13 protein-coding genes and 2 pseudogenes are annotated in these 15,856 nt (G+C 59.7%); 10 read left to right on the forward strand and 5 right to left on the reverse strand.

The features are described from left to right. The first annotated feature begins 5,463 nt into the window (after positions 1-5,463). Complete coding sequence (locus tag ACUXVA_RS20745; protein ID WP_445493320.1) at positions 5,464-6,120, forward strand: filamentous hemagglutinin family protein; 657 nt, start codon at positions 5,464-5,466, stop codon at positions 6,118-6,120. 80 nt (positions 6,121-6,200) lie between these two features. Here ACUXVA_RS20745 and ACUXVA_RS20750 read toward each other — a convergent pair. After that, a pseudogene (locus ACUXVA_RS20750) lies at positions 6,201-6,341 on the reverse strand (IS3 family transposase); the annotation flags it as partial. A gap of 79 nt (positions 6,342-6,420) precedes the next feature. Here ACUXVA_RS20750 and ACUXVA_RS20755 point away from each other — a divergent pair. Continuing rightward, positions 6,421-6,834 (forward strand): annotated as a pseudogene (locus ACUXVA_RS20755) (transposase family protein); the annotation flags it as partial. 195 nt (positions 6,835-7,029) lie between these two features. Here the strand turns inward: ACUXVA_RS20755 and ACUXVA_RS20760 are convergent. Next, complete coding sequence (locus ACUXVA_RS20760) at positions 7,030-7,608, reverse strand: PD-(D/E)XK nuclease domain-containing protein (RefSeq protein WP_445487834.1); 579 nt, start codon at positions 7,606-7,608, stop codon at positions 7,030-7,032. A 442-nt stretch (positions 7,609-8,050) separates the two neighbouring features. Here ACUXVA_RS20760 and ACUXVA_RS20765 point away from each other — a divergent pair. Next, positions 8,051-9,402, forward strand: a protein-coding gene (locus tag ACUXVA_RS20765) for an IS3 family transposase (RefSeq protein WP_445487836.1) whose coding sequence is annotated in 2 segments (ribosomal slippage) — positions 8,051-8,387 and positions 8,387-9,402 — 1,353 coding nt in all. Because the reading frame shifts where the segments join, the coding sequence is not laid out codon by codon here. Here the strand turns inward: ACUXVA_RS20765 and ACUXVA_RS20770 are convergent. Next, the gene (locus ACUXVA_RS20770; protein WP_445487838.1) at positions 9,399-9,761 is read right to left on the reverse strand and encodes a hypothetical protein; all 363 of its coding nucleotides are present in this window, start codon (positions 9,759-9,761) and stop codon (positions 9,399-9,401) included. The genes ACUXVA_RS20765 and ACUXVA_RS20770 overlap by 4 nt on opposite strands. Before the next feature lie 230 nt (positions 9,762-9,991). Between ACUXVA_RS20770 and ACUXVA_RS20775 the strand changes: the two genes are divergently transcribed. Then, a complete protein-coding gene (locus ACUXVA_RS20775) occupies positions 9,992-10,291 on the forward strand; it encodes a hypothetical protein (RefSeq protein ID WP_445487840.1) in 300 nt (99 codons plus the stop codon). Positions 10,292-10,466: 175 nt separating this feature from the next. On the opposite strand, the gene ACUXVA_RS20780 is transcribed toward ACUXVA_RS20775, so the two are convergent. After that, positions 10,467-10,637, reverse strand: coding sequence for a hypothetical protein (locus tag ACUXVA_RS20780; RefSeq protein ID WP_445487842.1), 171 nt, complete (start codon positions 10,635-10,637; stop codon positions 10,467-10,469). Positions 10,638-10,907: 270 nt separating this feature from the next. Beyond that, positions 10,908-11,201 (reverse strand): hypothetical protein, encoded by a 294-nt coding sequence (locus tag ACUXVA_RS20785; protein WP_445487844.1) that lies wholly within the window; start codon positions 11,199-11,201, stop codon positions 10,908-10,910. A gap of 463 nt (positions 11,202-11,664) precedes the next feature. Here ACUXVA_RS20785 and ACUXVA_RS20790 point away from each other — a divergent pair, with 463 nt between their 5' ends. The 6 genes from ACUXVA_RS20790 (at position 11,665) to ACUXVA_RS20815 (ending at position 15,757) form a co-directional block, all read left to right on the forward strand. Then, positions 11,665-12,057, forward strand: coding sequence for a hypothetical protein (locus ACUXVA_RS20790; RefSeq protein WP_445487846.1), 393 nt, complete (start codon positions 11,665-11,667; stop codon positions 12,055-12,057). Positions 12,058-12,448: 391 nt separating this feature from the next. Continuing rightward, complete coding sequence (locus ACUXVA_RS20795) at positions 12,449-12,748, forward strand: helix-turn-helix domain-containing protein (protein WP_445493321.1); 300 nt, start codon at positions 12,449-12,451, stop codon at positions 12,746-12,748. Further along, on the forward strand, positions 12,733-13,017 hold the full coding sequence (locus ACUXVA_RS20800; protein WP_445487848.1) for a hypothetical protein: 285 nt from the start codon (positions 12,733-12,735) through the stop codon (positions 13,015-13,017). The genes ACUXVA_RS20795 and ACUXVA_RS20800 overlap by 16 nt, the downstream gene beginning before the upstream one ends. Positions 13,018-13,036: 19 nt before the next feature. Beyond that, positions 13,037-13,582 (forward strand): hypothetical protein, encoded by a 546-nt coding sequence (locus ACUXVA_RS20805; protein ID WP_445487850.1) that lies wholly within the window; start codon positions 13,037-13,039, stop codon positions 13,580-13,582. Between the two features lie 170 nt (positions 13,583-13,752). Beyond that, a complete protein-coding gene (locus ACUXVA_RS20810; RefSeq protein ID WP_445487852.1) occupies positions 13,753-14,586 on the forward strand; it encodes an AlbA family DNA-binding domain-containing protein in 834 nt (277 codons plus the stop codon). 517 nt (positions 14,587-15,103) lie between these two features. Then, on the forward strand, positions 15,104-15,757 hold the full coding sequence (locus ACUXVA_RS20815) for a DUF1353 domain-containing protein (protein ID WP_445487854.1): 654 nt from the start codon (positions 15,104-15,106) through the stop codon (positions 15,755-15,757). Positions 15,758-15,856 lie beyond the last annotated feature (99 nt).

Raw genomic sequence — 15,856 nt, forward strand, 5'->3', positions numbered from 1 at the left:
CTGACCGCGCGTGACGCGGTCAACTTCTTCGGCACGGTGAAGCTCGACACCTATGACGCTTCGGGCAAGTCCCGCATCGCCAATCTGGTGTTCGGCACCCCCGCCATCTACGGGGCAGGTGGCTCCGGCGATGTCGCGACGATCCACACCGAAAACCTGGTCTGGAGCGGCGGCACCGGCGGTCCGGGCTCTGTCATCACCGGCGGCGCCGGTGCCGGCAGCGGCTCGCTCGTCATCGACGCCGAACGGATCACCTTCGGCTACGGCCCCAAGACTCAGGTCAGCGGCGTGGACGATGCGGGACGGCTAACGCTCGGCTTCGCCAGCGTCAATCTCAACGCCAGCGATCGGATCACCGCCAATCACAAGGGAAGTCTCGCGGTTTATCAGAGCCAGGGCGCCTATGTGCCCGGTGCAGGCTACAGCTACAGCGGCGGCGCTCTCAACATCTCGACCCCGCTGCTGACCGGCGAGGCCGGCTCGGTCAACCGCATCACGGCGGGCGGCGCGATCTCCGTCACCGCGCCATCCGGCGCGATGGCCGGGACCGTGCTTGGAGCGGAGGCGTTGGGCGCCGAACTCGCACTCGACGGCGCGACCGTGTCGATTGCCACGGCGGTGACGCTGCCGAGCGGACGGCTGACGGTAAGCGCCACCGGCGACATCGTGCTTTCCGACGCGGCGCGGATCGACATGGCGGGCCGCGAGGTCACGTTCTCCGACGTCAAGAAATACAGCCGGGGCGGCGAGGTCATTCTCGAGAGCCGCAACGGCGACATCCGCCAGGCGGCCGGTTCGACCATCGACATTTCGGCCAAATACAATCACGCTGGCCGGCTGACGGCGTCGGCGCTCGGCGCGGGCGCCGGGAAGGTGGATCTGCAAGGTGCGATCCTCGGCGCGACCAGCGGCCAATACGTTGCCGGCGGCACGATCGTGCCTTATCGCGGTGGCTTCATCGACGTGCGCGCACAGCGGCTCGGCGGCAGCGGCACGCTCAGCGACCAATTCGCCGCGCTCAACGCGCGGCTCAATGCGGGCGAGGTGTTCGGCGGGCGCAGCTTCCAGCTCAAGCAAGGCGATCTCGTGATCGGCGACGGCCTGCGCGCGGGTGACGTCAACCTCTCGCTCGACGGCGGCCACCTCACCGTCACCGGGACGATCGACGCCAGCGGCGCGGAGGTCGGATCGATCCGGCTCGCGGCCAATGGCGGCTTGACGCTGACCGGCAGCGCGGTGCTCGATGCCCATGGCGAGCGGCTGCGCGTCGATAGTTATGGCAAGATCATCGACAGCCCGAACCGGGCCATCGTCCAACTCAGCTCCGGGAATGGATTGTTGACGCTGGCATCGGGCGTGCGGATCGATCTGCGGCACGGCACCAAGGCAACCGTCGGCACCGCACCCGGTCAGTATGACGGCGTCCTGCGCGGTACGCTGGAATTGAACGCGCCGCGTCTCGGCGCCGACGACATCGCCATCGACGCTTCCGGTACGCTGACCATTCAGGGCGCGCGCTCGATCGCGGTCAACGCGGTGCGGGTCTATTCCGGCGCCGAGGTGCCGGTCGGCCCGGAGACCACGGCGAGCGGCCGGCCTTATCAATTCATCGATCAGGACTGGCTGAATCACCGCCACACCGAAAGCAGCAACTTCATCAACGCAGCGCTCGGCAATGCGACGTTGATGAACGGCAAGCTGGCGGGACTGAACAACGCCGCCTATCGCGACGCCTTCCACCTGCGGCCGCTGGTCGAGGTGCGGACCGAGGGCGATCTGGTGGTCAAGGGCGACCTCGACCTGTCGGGCCATCGTTATGACGGGGTCAATCCGCACTTTCCGCACAACCCGTCGGTCTATGGATCGGGCGAGGTCGGCGTGCTCAATCTGCGCGCCGGCGGCAATCTCGACATCTATGGCAGCATCAACGACGGCTTCGCGCCGCCGCCCGCCACACCGGACGACGACGGCTGGATCCTGCGGCCCGGTCTGGTGTCGTTCGGCGGCGATGTGATCGTGCCCAACGGCAGTGTGACGCTCGCCGACGGCACCACCTTTACACCCGGCCGCACGCTCAATTACGATCTGCCGGTCAAGGCGCTGACCGTGCCGACGGGCACGCGACTGCCGGCCGCGGCGGTGCTGAACGGTGCCGTCCTCCTGCCGGCCAACACCATTCTGGCGGGCGACGTGTACGCGGCGGACGGCAGCCTGCTCTACGCCGCGGGCACACGTCTCGCGCAGGCCGTCACGCTCCCGGCCGGTACACGGCTCGGTGCGGGTTTCGTCGCGCCTGCCGCCCTGTCGCTGAAGGCGATGGTCTGGCCCAAGGGTGTCGCACTGCCATACGTCCCAGTGCCATACACCGTGACGCTCGACGGCAACCTGACGCTGCCGATGGGCGGCCTGATCCCGTCGCAGACCGTAGTCAAGCTGCCCAACGGCGCACTTTCCGTTCGATTGCGGCCCGCCGACGCGAACGGCCGTCAGGGCGCCAACTGGGCGGTGGCCAGCATGCTGCCGGCCGGCTCGCAAAGCTGGTCGATGCGGCTGGTCGCCGGTGCGGATCTCGGCGCCGCCGATAGCCGCATGCTGCGCCCGCGCGACGCGACCGGCAATCTGACGCTGGCCGATAGCCATTATTCGGTGTTCGACAAGTACCAGAAGACCATCATTAAGGGCACGCCGGCGCGGCCGGGCGGCAAATGGTATTGGAGCGACCAGGGAGCGGCTGATTTTGGAGCGGCACCGGGAACACCAGTTGGGGATGAATGGGGCCCTGACTTTCTTTGCGCCGACGCTCCCTACGCATGCGTCAACTACCACTATACTGTCACTGCGCTGGCCGTCGCAGATTTGGGTCTCGATACTGACTGGGCGTCATGGGGGCTCTCAGGTCCGATGAAAGCGGGCGATCCCGTGCCCCTCTATCTCGAATCTACCCTCGACTATCCAGGTTACCGCGTCTCGCTCGGCGAACCGATCCCCGCCACCCCGGACAAGGTGATCATCGGCGATTTCCTCGGCTATATTCCGCTCAATCCGATCTTCAGCGTGGTTCGCACCGGCACCGGCGATCTCGACCTCGTTGCCGGCGGCAATCTGGCCCAGCGTTCGCCCTATGGCGTCTATACCGCGGGCACACAGTCGCAGGGCGTTGGCGCGGCGTTCGATCAGCCACGGGCACTGATCCGCGATGGCAAGGTGCTGGGCAAGGAGGGCGCGGACTATGAAAGCCTCGTCAGTGGCGATGGCCGGCTCTCGCATGCCTGGTATCCGACGGGAGGCGGCAATCTGCTGTTGCGTGCCGGCGGCAATCTCACCGGCGATCTCTGGCAATTCGGTGGTTATTCGGAAGAATTCCGCATCTATCAGAAGCCGAGTGCGGATCCCACCAACTGGCTGTGGCGCCAGGGCGATGCGGCCGGCAGCGACGCGGGCGCGGCCTGGTGGATCAACTTCGGCAGCTATGTCAGAAGCGATGACTATCCGACCTTCGAATACGACAGGCTTCCCTATCTGGTGGGGTTCACCGGCTTTGGCACGCTCGGCGGCGGCGATCTGAAGGTCGAGGTCGGCGGCAACGCTGGCGCCATCGACAGGATCGTCGAGGCCAACCCGCGTCCTTTCCGCAGCCAGGGACTGGTGCTCGCGGTCGGATCGACCGGCCGGGTCAACGCCCAGGGCGATCTGGTATTGACGGGCGGCGGCGATCTCGATGTGCGCATCGGCGGCAGCCTCAATCCCAACCTGCTGGCGACCGCCACCGATCTCGTGGTCTCTGGATCGGCGCCGATGCTGGATGGCGTGATTGCCAATTTGCGGGGCAATAGCTCTGTCAGCGCAGCGAGCATCGGGAATATCCGTTTGCAATACGGAGCCAATGCAGTCGCCCAGAACCCCAGAGAGGTGCGCCCCTACGATCCCTTCACGGCGACGCAGGCCGGCATGTTCGGCGGGCCGACCCTGCTGCCGGGCGATGCGACCTTTGCCCTGACCACGCGCGCCGACCTGGTGGTCGGCGGCGTCATCGATGCCACCCGCCGCGAAACCATCGATCCGGATCCGAACACGCCCTCAGTCTGGTTCAGCCTGTGGAGCGATCAGACCGCGATCGATCTGTTCGCCGCCGGCGGCAATCTGACGCCGGGCAATGCAAAGATGCCGCTCATCAGTGGGGGAAGCGATGTGTCTTACCCGTCGATCCTGCGCGCCGTCGCGCCGTCCGGCAGCATCTATGCGGCCAGGGATGTGGCCGGGACGCTGATCCTCGCGCCGTCACCGCACGGCGAGCTCGAATGGCTGGCGGGCCAGTCGATCTATGGCGGCGTCGTGTCCCGATCCAGCGCCGATCCGGCAATACTCACGACGCCGTTCCGGCCCGCGACGCTGGCGAGCCTCGATCCGCAGGCGTTCAGGGACGGTAATAATCTGTTCGCCTTCGGGGCGAATACCGCCTCGGGCCTATATTCTCTGGATCCGGCGCGCTTCTATGCGCTGGGCGGCGACATCGTCGGCCTGATGACCGGCGAGTTGCAGACCGGTTTCTATGGCGAGCTCGCGGGGAAGACCTTTTACAGCGCGGGCGGCGCGGTCTGGATGAAGGCCGGGCGCGACATCGTCAACAGCGGCCACAATCTCGGCGAGTCTGGAGTCGCTGTCACTGGTTCCAGCAACACGGGCCAGACGAAGAGCAACCTGATTGTTCATACCGCCGAATCCGATGTATCGATCATCTCGGCCGGCCGCGACATCATCTATTCCAGCTTCAACATCGCAGGTCCCGGCACGCTGGAGATCAGCGCCGGGCGCAACATCCGGATGGAGGACCGCGCCAGCGTCACCTCGCTCGGCGCCTACAGTCCCGGCGACAGCCGCCCCGGCGCCAGCATCCTCCTGCAGGCCGGCGTCGGCGCTTCGGGGCCGGACTATGCGAAGCTCGCGGCGCTCTATCTCGATCCCGCCAATCTCGCGGTGACAGGCGTGCCGCTCGCCGACCAGAACGGCAAGGTCGCCAGAACTTACGAGAAGGAGTTGGCGGACTGGCTGAAGGAACGTCACGGTTTCGCGGGCAAGGTCGAGCAGGCTCTGGCCTATTTCAACGCCCTGAAGCCGGAGCAGCAGCGCATCTTCCTGCGAACGGTCTATTTCGCAGAGCTGCGGGAAGGCGGCCGCGAGTACAACGACCCGAGCAGCAGTCGCTTCAACTCCTATCTGCGCGGCCGTGCCGTGATCGCCACGCTGTTCCCGGGCAACGACTACGACGGCGACATCACCATGTTCGGCGGCGCCGGCGTGCGCACGCTGTTCGGTGGAAGCATTCAGATGCTGACTCCCGGCGGCAGTCAGGTGATCGGTGTCGAGGGGCAGGTGCCGCCGGCATCGGCGGGTCTGGTCACGCAAGGATCCGGCGACATCCAGCTCTACAGCAAAGGCAGCATTCTGCTCGGCCTGTCGCGCATCATGACGACGTTCGGCGGTGACATCCTCGCCTGGTCGGCGGAAGGCGATATCAACGCCGGACGCGGTTCGAAGACGACTGTGCTCTACACACCGCCGAAGCGCACTTACGATCTCTACGGCAATGTCACTTTGGCGCCGCAGGTGCCGTCGTCCGGTGCCGGCATTGCCACGCTCAATCCAATCCCCGAGGTGCCACCGGGCGACATCGATCTGATCGCACCGCTGGGTGCTATCGACGCCGGCGAAGCGGGCATCCGCGTCTCCGGCAATGTCAACCTCGCGGCCGTACAGATCCTGAATGCCGCCAACATCCAGGTGCAGGGCAAGTCCACGGGCATTCCCACCGTGCAGGCGCCCAGCATCAGCGCCGCGCTTGCGACCTCGAACGCCACCGCGGCGACGCAGCAGACGCCGACGCCGAACCAGGGCAGCGGCAATGCGCAGCCCTCGGTGATCATCGTCGAAGTGCTGGGCTATGGCGGAGGTAATGGCGGAGAGGAGCGTAAGATTGACGAGGAGGATCGCCGGTCCCGCGGCGAGCGGGCGCGGGGTTACGATGCTTCGGGCTCGGTGCAGTTCGTTGGAATGGGGCAGTTGTCGGAGAGCCAGAAGGACAAACTGACGGCTGAGGAGCGAGACCGACTGGTTGCGCAATAGGTGTGCAATGAGCGTGAACGTGAAAGTGCGACGCGATGTTACAATTGGACTGCTTCCGGTCTTGTGGACAAATCCCAGCCTCACGCCGCGGCGCATTCGAACGCCTCGGGACTGACGCCGCCCAGATGGCTGTGACGGCGGGTTCGATTGTAGAATGCCTCAATGTAGTCGAAGACGTCGGCCCGGGCCAGATCCCGGGTTGTGTAGACGCGTTTGTAAATCAGCGCCGAAGCGTGGGTCTGACTCACATCTGATGATTTTTCTGCCGAACTTGCGGTTCTCCAACGGGGAATCAGCGCCATGCAAGCCGGTATTCGAATTTCTTCGCTTGTGCCGAGTGGGTTGGTGATCGGGAGCGTAAGCGATTCATCTGACTCGATTATTTTAGCCGTCCGATCCGAAGACGGCATGGCGGAGTGCCCATTGTGCGGGGCGAGATCACGCCGAATCCATAGTCGATACGACAGACAAGTCGCGGATTTGCCATGTGCGGGCAAGCAAATGTGCCTCCGGGTGATCACGCGACGGTTCGTTTGCGAGGTTCCACATTGTCGGCGGCGGATCTTCGCTGAACGGTTCGGGGATGATGTTCTCCCGACCCGGTCGCGCCGGACGGCGCGGCTCGAATGCATCGTCCACCATCTCGGGCTGGCACTCGGCGGCAGACCGGCAGCGAGCTTCGCCAAGCGACTGATGCTGCCGGTGAGCAACGATAGGCAAAAAGACGAACGCGATCATATCCCTTTTCGGCGGTCAAACCGGCACCGCGGTCATCGACCTCGGTTATGATTCTCGCCGCAAATTCAATCGAGCCATAAACCAAGGTGAAGATTTTCAGTGCGCATTTTCGATCCCACTCAATGTGCAGGGTTCGAGGCCGTTGGAGGCGCTTTCGCTCCTACAACTCGCTCATAAAGCCAAACTAAACGATCTCCTTCCTGCATCCCGCGCCGCGGCCGAACGCATTTTTGGCCGAAAAGGTAATTGACGGTAGTGCACGGTTTCATATTCAATCGGTCGATGACGCGTTGCGAATTTTAGTCCTTGCGGACACACGACGGCTCGCACTTTCAAGCGCCCGACGGTTGCCTCGACGTCATTTTCCAACGTTCGCGGATTGCCGCATTTTTGACCCGGATCGAAGACTAGGCAGATCAGGGTATCGACCGTCGGCAACTGTGCGTACCGTGCCACGTCGATTAAGAGTTGATTGCCTACATCCCGTTGTCCCAAATTCGGTCTTGTCATCTTCGCCTCGACCACGATCCGTTCGCGAGGAAAAAAAGCGACGCGCGAAGCGTTTCCCGCATAACTGGGCGTCACCTCCTCAGGCCGCACGTCGTCGAAATGCAATTTGAGAATGGCATGCAACAAATCTTGGACGTCGTATTCGTCATCGACCGAGACGGGCGCTCGGCCTTGCTGCCGCTTCTGTAGCCGGTCCACGAAAAGAGGAAACCGTCGGCACAACGCGACGATGCGATCCACTGGATTGGTCTCTTGTCCATCTAAGACTGCTCAGTCTCCCGCCCTCGTCGCCAATACTGCGAAGACTGCAGCTTCGGCCGCATCGCCGATCGGAACCGCCTCCGTCAGTGCGCGCGACATCAGCGATCACTCAATGCGGATATCGTCGTCGGCTATAGGGTCGCAGAACGCCAGAGAGAGCCTGCTGGCGAGGCTGAACGGCTTCCGGCGCTTGTTGGTCAGCATTCGATTAAAACCGCTCCTGTAGTCCGCGCAAAGCGCCTCGTAAAGTATCGGGATGGCGCGAACGAGTGGTCCGGCTGTGGAAGTCCTCCGGCCTGGGTTAAGGCCAAGGGTGATTCGCTTGAGAACTTCCGCGTGTTCACCGTCAGCACCCTTGAGACAAATTGAGGGACTTCACGAAGGGAGGATTTCTGGTTCATCGTAGCCGTAAGGAGCGAAGATGAAACAGAAATCCGGACCGGGCAAAGCGCCCGCAGAACAAGTGCTGAAGGACATCCGGCGCCAGACGCGTCGGCATTATTCGGCCGAGGAGAAAATCCGCATCGTCCTGGAGGGGCTGCGTGGTGAGGAGAACATCTCGGAGCTTTGCCGCCGGGAAGGCATCGCCGCCTCGATGTATTACGGCTGGTCCAAGGAGTTCCTGGAGGCCGGCAAGCGTCGATTGGCCGGTGACACTGCGCGAGCTGCAACACCTGGCGAGGTGAAGGATCTTCGTCGCGAGGCTACAGCTCTGAAAGAAGTTGTTGCCGATCTCACCCTGGAGAACCGTCTGCTCAAAAAAAATATGAGCGAGGATGGGGAGGACGAGGCATGAGGTATCCCGCATCCGAGAAGGCCGAAATTATCGAGCTGGTGGAGCAATCGCATCTGCCCGCCAAGCGCACGCTGGACAAGCTCGGCATCCCGCGCGCCACGTTCTATCGCTGGTATGACCGTTACCGTGAGGGCGGGCTGGAGGCGTTGGCGGACCATCGCTCCCGACCGGATCGCGTCTGGAATCGCATCCCGGACGACGTCCGCGGGCAGATCATCGATCTGGCGTTGCAGGCTCCCGAACTGTCACCGAGGGAGCTGGCAGTGCGCTTCACCGACGAGAAAAAGTACTTCGTCTCCGAGGCGTCGGTCTATCGGCTGTTGAAGGCGCATGACCTGATCACCAGCCCGGCCTATGTGGTGATCAAGGCGGCGAACGAGTTCAAAGAAAAGACCACCGCGATCAACCAGCTCTGGCAGACCGACTTCACCTACCTCAAGATCACCGGCTGGGGCTGGTATTATCTGTCGACGGTGTTGGACGACTTCTCGCGCTACATCGTGGCGTGGCGGCTCGGCCCCACTATGTGCGCTTCCGACGTCACGGCTACGTTGGACCAGGCGCTGGCGGCATCGGGCCTTGACAGCGCCACGGTCGTGCACCGGCCGAGACTGCTCAGCGACAACGGCGCGTCTTATGTTGCAGGCGATCTCGCCGACTGGCTCGAAGACAAGGGCATGCGTCATGTGCGGGGAGCACCTTATCATCCGCAGACCCAGGGCAAGATCGAGCGCTGGCACCAGACCTTGAAGAACCGCATTCTGCTGGAAAACTACTATTTACCTGGAGATCTTGACCGACAGATTGGAGCCTTTGTCGAGCACTACAATCACGTCCGCTATCATGAGAGCATCGAAAACGTCACACCTGCCGACGTTTACTTCGGCAGAGCACAGACGATCCTCGCAGAACGCAGACGCATCAAACTCGCCACCATCGCAAACCGTCGCTTGCAGCATCGACTGCAGGCCGCTTAAACTCTAACCCTGATGAGCCAGAGCCTCTCTTCTCGAAGCGCCTGATCAGTCTCAAAGTGCCTGACGACGAACAGTGAGGGCCATTGGCCGGGATTGAAAACCTGGGAGCGGTGAGGGGCCTCAAATCCGTGGCCTGTGCAGAACTGGTGCCGGTACTCGACCTTCACTGGCTGACTGAGCTGGTTTGCAATCTCTTGGGCAGCCGCGGTCGCTTCGGCGGCGGTCAGCATTTCTTCAATAGCTGGGTGCTGGAATTCTTCGTCGGAAAACTGGTTGGGGCTGATGTATCCGAACTCGGGAAGCTCAACGGCATTGGTCGGATTGTTCGGATGTTTGTCGAGAAAATCTATGTAGTCCACGTCTGGTTCTTTCTGTTGCGAAAGAATCCTGCGCCGTGTTCAACTACCTGACAAGCGAAGTGCGAAAATAAACTGCAAACGTCGAAGGAGCGCGATGTTCTTGCAACAGAAAGACGCGCTCCTGCAACACGCCACCAAGAAAGGCGCGCTAAGATTTCGCGCACAAGCTGTTGTAACCGTCAATACAATCATTACACTCGTGCTTATAGAATCATCACTCTGGGTGTGTAATGCTGCTCGCATCTGAAGTTAACAAATGGCATTGGGTGATTACTTGGGATAACCCCGTTCCACCAAATTCTTCAAAAATGCTTGCAGCCTTAGGCAGGCTCGGCAAGTTGACCTCGCTTCAAACGAAAACCACTGTGCTGCTGGCTCCTCGAAAATTCGTTTCTGCTGCCAGAATACGGCGCGTTATCGTTGCGCACTTACATCCCATGAAAGGCAACGCCGTTTACGTCAATCTGCGCACCAAGAATGCGTGGCACTACGGCAAGGTGACGGGCCACCATTGGCAAAAGGTCAACTAGCTTATGGTGGAAAGGGGATGCCGAGCATCACCCCTGCCTCGCGGCGAGTAGCGGGGGTAGGCCGGTCAAGGGAGGCTCCGAACGCGGGCAGCCCGTAGGGATACGTTTGGATGGCCTTGACGGGCGAGGGGCAGCGCCCCTAAACGAAAAACCCCCGCCGAAGCGGGGGAGTGGCTCAATCGTAATCGTCGAGCATATCCTGGAGTTCTTCGTCCCGCATGGCCTGTTGGGCTTCTTCATGGCGGGAATGCTTGGTGTGGACTGGTTGTTCTTCTTTGTAGAAGTCGATCTCGATAAAAATAGTGAAGTCCTTGATACGCACAAACATCCCGAGTCCCTCGGTCAAATTTGGCTCTGTGGTGGGAGTGCCTTGGGGAATCCGAGGAACGACCACCTGACAAAGCCAGGTTGGCTGAATCCTCGATGTTCTGCTGTTTCCATCGAAGGCGAGGTAGGCTCGGATGCCGCTAGCTGTTTTGTCAGTCTGAGCGTGGTCTCGTTCAATCATAAGCGCCGCAAGCAGAATTGGCGCCGGGGGACTTTAACGAGGTTTGGCAATCCGATTTAGTTTGTATGGCATCTGTTCGCGGCAAATCAAGGGCATGTAAAACCCCGCCTAAGCGGGGATCTCCATGATGTCGGGCGCCATGATGGTGCGGGCGTGAGGCAGGATGGCGGGGCAGAACGACGCCACACGGAAGTCGATGGCGGAGTACAGCTCCTGCCAGAGATTCCGGCACATTAGGATTTGCTCCGCGGACGGCTGCAGCCCTTCGACCTGGACGAGAACCGGTGTGTCCGGCCGCAGCCGATGTTTGTGCAGCTTAGTTTGGCCGTCGTCGAAGATGATGACGCCGCCCGACCAGGGGTGTTCGACCATCTGGAAGTGCATTGAGTGTCCAGTGCTCATGTTGGCTCCTTCGCTGGCCAACCGTGGACACGCTTTCCCGCTGGCGCGAGAGGCGCCACGGGGCGGTAGGGTTCAGAAGAGGGTGAGTTGGACGGGGCCGCTTATTCCGTTGTCGGCCCTGTACTTGTCGGTGTCAGTGTCCTCACTTGCCCATGGCTCGCAGACTTTCTCGCACATAGGGCATGGTGAGTTCGATGTCTCACGGGTGGTAGTTGTCCACTGCGTGCAGCAGATGAACCAGTTTCGGAACGGCATACGGCCTCCGGGAAAAGATTCTCCGCGGCACATTGCGGGTCACAGGCTCTCAAAACGGCTTCTTAATCCCTCGCCGTTCCAGCGTGCCTAGCCGCTGTTCAGGGATGAATCGCACCGCCGATAGAAAGGTTGAGATGTCGGGTAGAGCGGGAATCTTGCGCCGATGGTGCGATGTCGTAAAGTCGAATCGAACCTGGGGGGCTCGACCTTGCAATATCTTCTGTATGCCGTGATTGCGCTCGCTTACCTTGGTATCGGCGCCTGCAATGTCTTCTTTTACTGGGCTGTGTATTTCAGGCCCGAGATGTTTCGAGAGCCATTGAGGTACAGTTCGTATGGTGGCTGGCAGGGCTTGATATTCATTCCGGTTTACATCGGCACGGGCATCTGCATTTACCACGGCGCGCTTGCGTGCCTCTCGTGGATTCCAGAGGGCTGGGACTTCGCAAGCTATGGCTCCGCAACATCGGCTGAAACGCTATCTATGATTTTCGCAGGCAATGCCGGGTGGATATTCCCGTTGGGGGCGGCCAACATGGCAATCAAGTTCACAAATCTGAATGACCAGCTTGAAGATTTGAGAGCACGTGGCAAGGCGTGATTTTTATTTAAGCGAAGCCGTTGAAGTATACGATTTGCGCCCGCACTCTGTTTCCAAGGAGCCGCATTCCAGTCGGTGTGGCTCCGCCGAAACTGCGACTGGCGGAAACAATGAAAGACTGGAGACGTGGATAAGCTACGCGCGCTTAAGGCCGCAAAATCATCACTTGAATTCTGGGGGACTAAAGAACCTCGCTGTCCCCACTGCGGAAAGCTGCAGAGCGTTGACCGTAACGAGTGGTATCACCTTTACGGTAGTGATGACCAACACACCGTCACATGCGGTGATTGCAGCCAAGATGTCGAGGTCTCGGTTCGAACCCAATACACCTTCAATACAGATGAGCAGGACGAGGACTAATGAGCCGCGTCTGGAGCTGGCGGCAAGCCATATGGGAGTCGCCCTTGGGGGCCACAACCAAAATCATCCTGCAGGCCTCGCAAGCCACCTGAACGATATGGGCGAGCCCATGTTTCCAAGCCAAGCCCGCCTGTCGCGCATGTGCTCACTATCGGAGCGCGCAGTTATCGCGCACCTTCACATTGCCGAGCAAGCTGGTTGGATTGCGCCGCGCAAACGTGACCTCAGGGCAGCAAATGGGCTGCGAACGAGTACGTCGCCACTTGGCCAGATGGGGTGCGCGTCGGGCGTAGGCTGCCGTCTATTGGAGGCAGCATGTCAAAGATCATAACCGACTTCAAAGCCCTTTCATTGGATGCCCAGACTGAGGCCTTCCCAGCGATCTTTGCCGCCTTTAACGCATCGAAAGATGCTCGGCGCGAAGAACTGGAAGCCCAAGTACGCCAGCTTGGCTTTAAAGCCGCCTTCATTGCCGACGTGAAGTTGGCCATTGGAGCAGGGGTGCTGGAGCGAAGAAAGCTTTTCGGTCGCATTTCCCTAAACTTAGACGCAGCAACTACTTGCGGACTGATCGCATTTAGGTTGTATTTGGACGTCTAACTTGGGCTTGGGGGAGCTGATGCCTCGTTTTGTTATTGCTCTGGTAGTTTGCTTGTTTTGGGCGGCATACGCACATGCACAGGAAACGGTCTACAAATACGATCTCGACACAATCGATTCATCCATCAAATGCGAGTTGAGCCGGGTAGCTTCACGCTACGGACCAGCTCGAGCTGGCAGGCCAACTATGAAGGTGTCGCTAGAGGTGACTGGGACAGAGACCGTCACCAAAAAGGTCTCCGTCGACTTCTTCGGAAACGCTTCGTACGAGACATCGCGCAAGAATATTGTTGGTAACAGTTGGACCCGCAATATCCATGAGAAGAACAGGGTCAATTGCGGAAAGTCCTTCGTGGTCGATGTCGGTCTTTACTCTTGTATGCAGCAAGAGCGGGGACGGTTCTTCGAAGGGCGGACCGTGACGTGCGGGACTTCGACATCCGCGTCTACTCAGGCAGGGGCTGGCGTGAAATTCGTTTGGTTTATTGAAACGAAGATTGAGGGCAATCTAGTCATTAAGCGGGAGTGGGAAATCAAACTCAAGGCTCCTCCCTCGGCTGCTTGACTCATGTTTCACTTTTTGTTCTCATGGCCCGAACCTGGGATGTAGCTTACTTCAACTCGGTACCCATCCGCATGGCGGCCTAACCCCGGGAGAGGTCCACTTATCGACGCGGGAAATCTGTTCAGACAAGCGGGACCTTTTTCCATCACGCAAACGCAGATCAGGAACCGATGGCATCTCCCAGGGGACAGAAGGAAGCTTTTGCCAAGTTCTTTGAAGAACCCACGCGAGACAAATTTCGTGGGATTCTCAAAGATCATTCAGGTGAAACAGAATTCCTTGATTTCAAACAGGAGTGGCCGAAGCATTCGGCACTAGCAAAGCAGATATTGGGTTTTGCAAACACCGGTAACGGTTGCATCATTGTTGGAATTCAGGAAACGCCGGAGGGGACGCTAGAGCCCATCGGAATGGCCTCTATCATCGACAAGGCAAATATTTTCGATGGGATCAAAGGATACCTACCTGCCGAAATGATGGGGCGAATTGATGTGCACGACTTTCACTTCGAGGCTTCAGAGTACCCGACACTGATCGGCAAAAAATTCCAGGTCATGTTCGTCGAGTTCAGCTCCGAACATATACCTATTGTTTCTCTTCGCGAGGGCGATGGTATTAAAGCTCCAGCCGTTTATGTACGGCGCGCAGGCCAAACATCCGAAGCCACGCATGACGAGCTACAAAAAATCATCAATCGGCGCATCGATACCAGGTATTCCACTTCCGAAGAAATTACGCTCAAGCAACATATGGAACAGCTCAAAGTTCTGTATTCCGAACGCGCTAGTAATAGCCCGCTGTTCTCGAATCTGGCTCGATTGTTCGCGTTCTCCCAATTCGACGATGATGGCGATGGGGATAACTACAATAATTTTGTAAAGAGGGCGATTTCGATCAAAAAGTCTATCATCTTGAAATCAATCGGATCATCGCCAGAGGTGTTGCAGGCGGACGCATTGGTCGCAAAACTTATGAAGTCGCCGGTGGCAAAACCAGTCAAATAAGCTCGCGTCATGCGGTGAGGGGCGGCAAGTCGTATAGGGTAGGCTCTCTGAATTCTTCTGGCGTCTTAATAGCATAGATCTTTCGCCCCATAGATGCCGTCGCCGCGCCTTTGAAGAGAGGATCGTCCTTCTCCCGGGGATAGGTCCAGCCACCCACACACGCAGCCCAGACGCCCGGTTGTGAATAGGCACGCCATTTGACCCAGATCGGCTTACAAGGTTGCCCCACCCGTGCCGCTCGATGTCCCTGACACTGTGATGGAAATCAGGCCAAGCGCCACCACGATGACGATCGAGCGCATGGGCCAAACAGCAGCGCCAGGCAATTGGACTGTCGCGCACCCCGCCTAAAGCATCTGCAGGCGTGTGGCCTCTCCGTTCGCATGAAAATCGTCTTGACGGGCGCGGATTCGATTGCAATCATAAATTGTGTTCCCGAAGGTCTGTCAGCGAGATCACCATGGCATCAAGCCCGAACGGCACTTTCTGTTACGTTCTGCTACCAATGATAATTGCTATGTTGTCCGATCCCGCTGTTGCCGCGGAAGTCACCAACCCACCCCAATGCAAGAACTGTTTTATCGGCGAGCTTCAACTCTCCCCAAATCCAGCTGACCCTTCTGGCAATACCAAGCTGTTGGCCGCCGATCTGCTGTACGTGGACGGCAACGCACAGGTCTGGAAGGCGGGCGCCGGGGATGTCACCGACGGCGCATCAATCCCGGGATTATTTCAGCCGATCATTGGCGGCCCCTGGGAAAAGGCCTACCTCCCCGCCGCTGTCATGCACGATCATTACACCAATAACGCCCACATGGTCCGGACCTGGCAGTCCACTGCGCGCATGTTCTTTTCCGCGATGGTGGTCGGTAATGTCGAAATCATCCGGGCCAAGCTCATGTACTACGCGGTGTATGTCTTCGGACCGCACTGGGACAAGCTGGCGCCTGGGGTTCCTTGTGGGACCAATTGCATTTTTTCCGCTACATCGCAAATGACATTCAAGCCTGCCGACTATGCGAACGCGCACGGGGCCGAGCTTGAGCAGTTGAAAGCAACTATTGCGGCCCGCGAGATTTCCGGGGACCCGCTGAACCTGAACGATATTGAGAATATGGCGAGAGCCAAACACCCGACCCACGTCTTCTTTGTGAATGATAATACGCGCTAGGCCTCTTCAGACAGCGAAAGAGTTTCTGACAGGAGTTTTCTAGGATCCGCACGCAGAGTGAGCATCGGCTCCGAGAATGTTGACCCCCGTCGGCGTCCA

It is taken from the genome of Rhodopseudomonas sp. RCAM05734 (genome assembly GCF_052658035.1).

Coding starts and splice junctions, on each gene's coding strand:
- ACUXVA_RS20815 (WP_445487854.1), top strand. CDS start 15,104: ATGTTGTCCGATCCCGCTGTTGCCGCGGAAGTCACCAACCCACCCCAA.
- ACUXVA_RS20795 (WP_445493321.1), top strand. CDS start 12,449: ATGGGAGTCGCCCTTGGGGGCCACAACCAAAATCATCCTGCAGGCCTC.
- ACUXVA_RS20785 (WP_445487844.1), bottom strand. CDS start 11,201: ATGAGCACTGGACACTCAATGCACTTCCAGATGGTCGAACACCCCTGG.
- ACUXVA_RS20745 (WP_445493320.1), top strand. CDS start 5,464: ATGACGACGTTCGGCGGTGACATCCTCGCCTGGTCGGCGGAAGGCGAT.
- ACUXVA_RS20800 (WP_445487848.1), top strand. CDS start 12,733: ATGTCAAAGATCATAACCGACTTCAAAGCCCTTTCATTGGATGCCCAG.
- ACUXVA_RS20775 (WP_445487840.1), top strand. CDS start 9,992: ATGCTGCTCGCATCTGAAGTTAACAAATGGCATTGGGTGATTACTTGG.
- ACUXVA_RS20805 (WP_445487850.1), top strand. CDS start 13,037: ATGCCTCGTTTTGTTATTGCTCTGGTAGTTTGCTTGTTTTGGGCGGCA.
- ACUXVA_RS20810 (WP_445487852.1), top strand. CDS start 13,753: ATGGCATCTCCCAGGGGACAGAAGGAAGCTTTTGCCAAGTTCTTTGAA.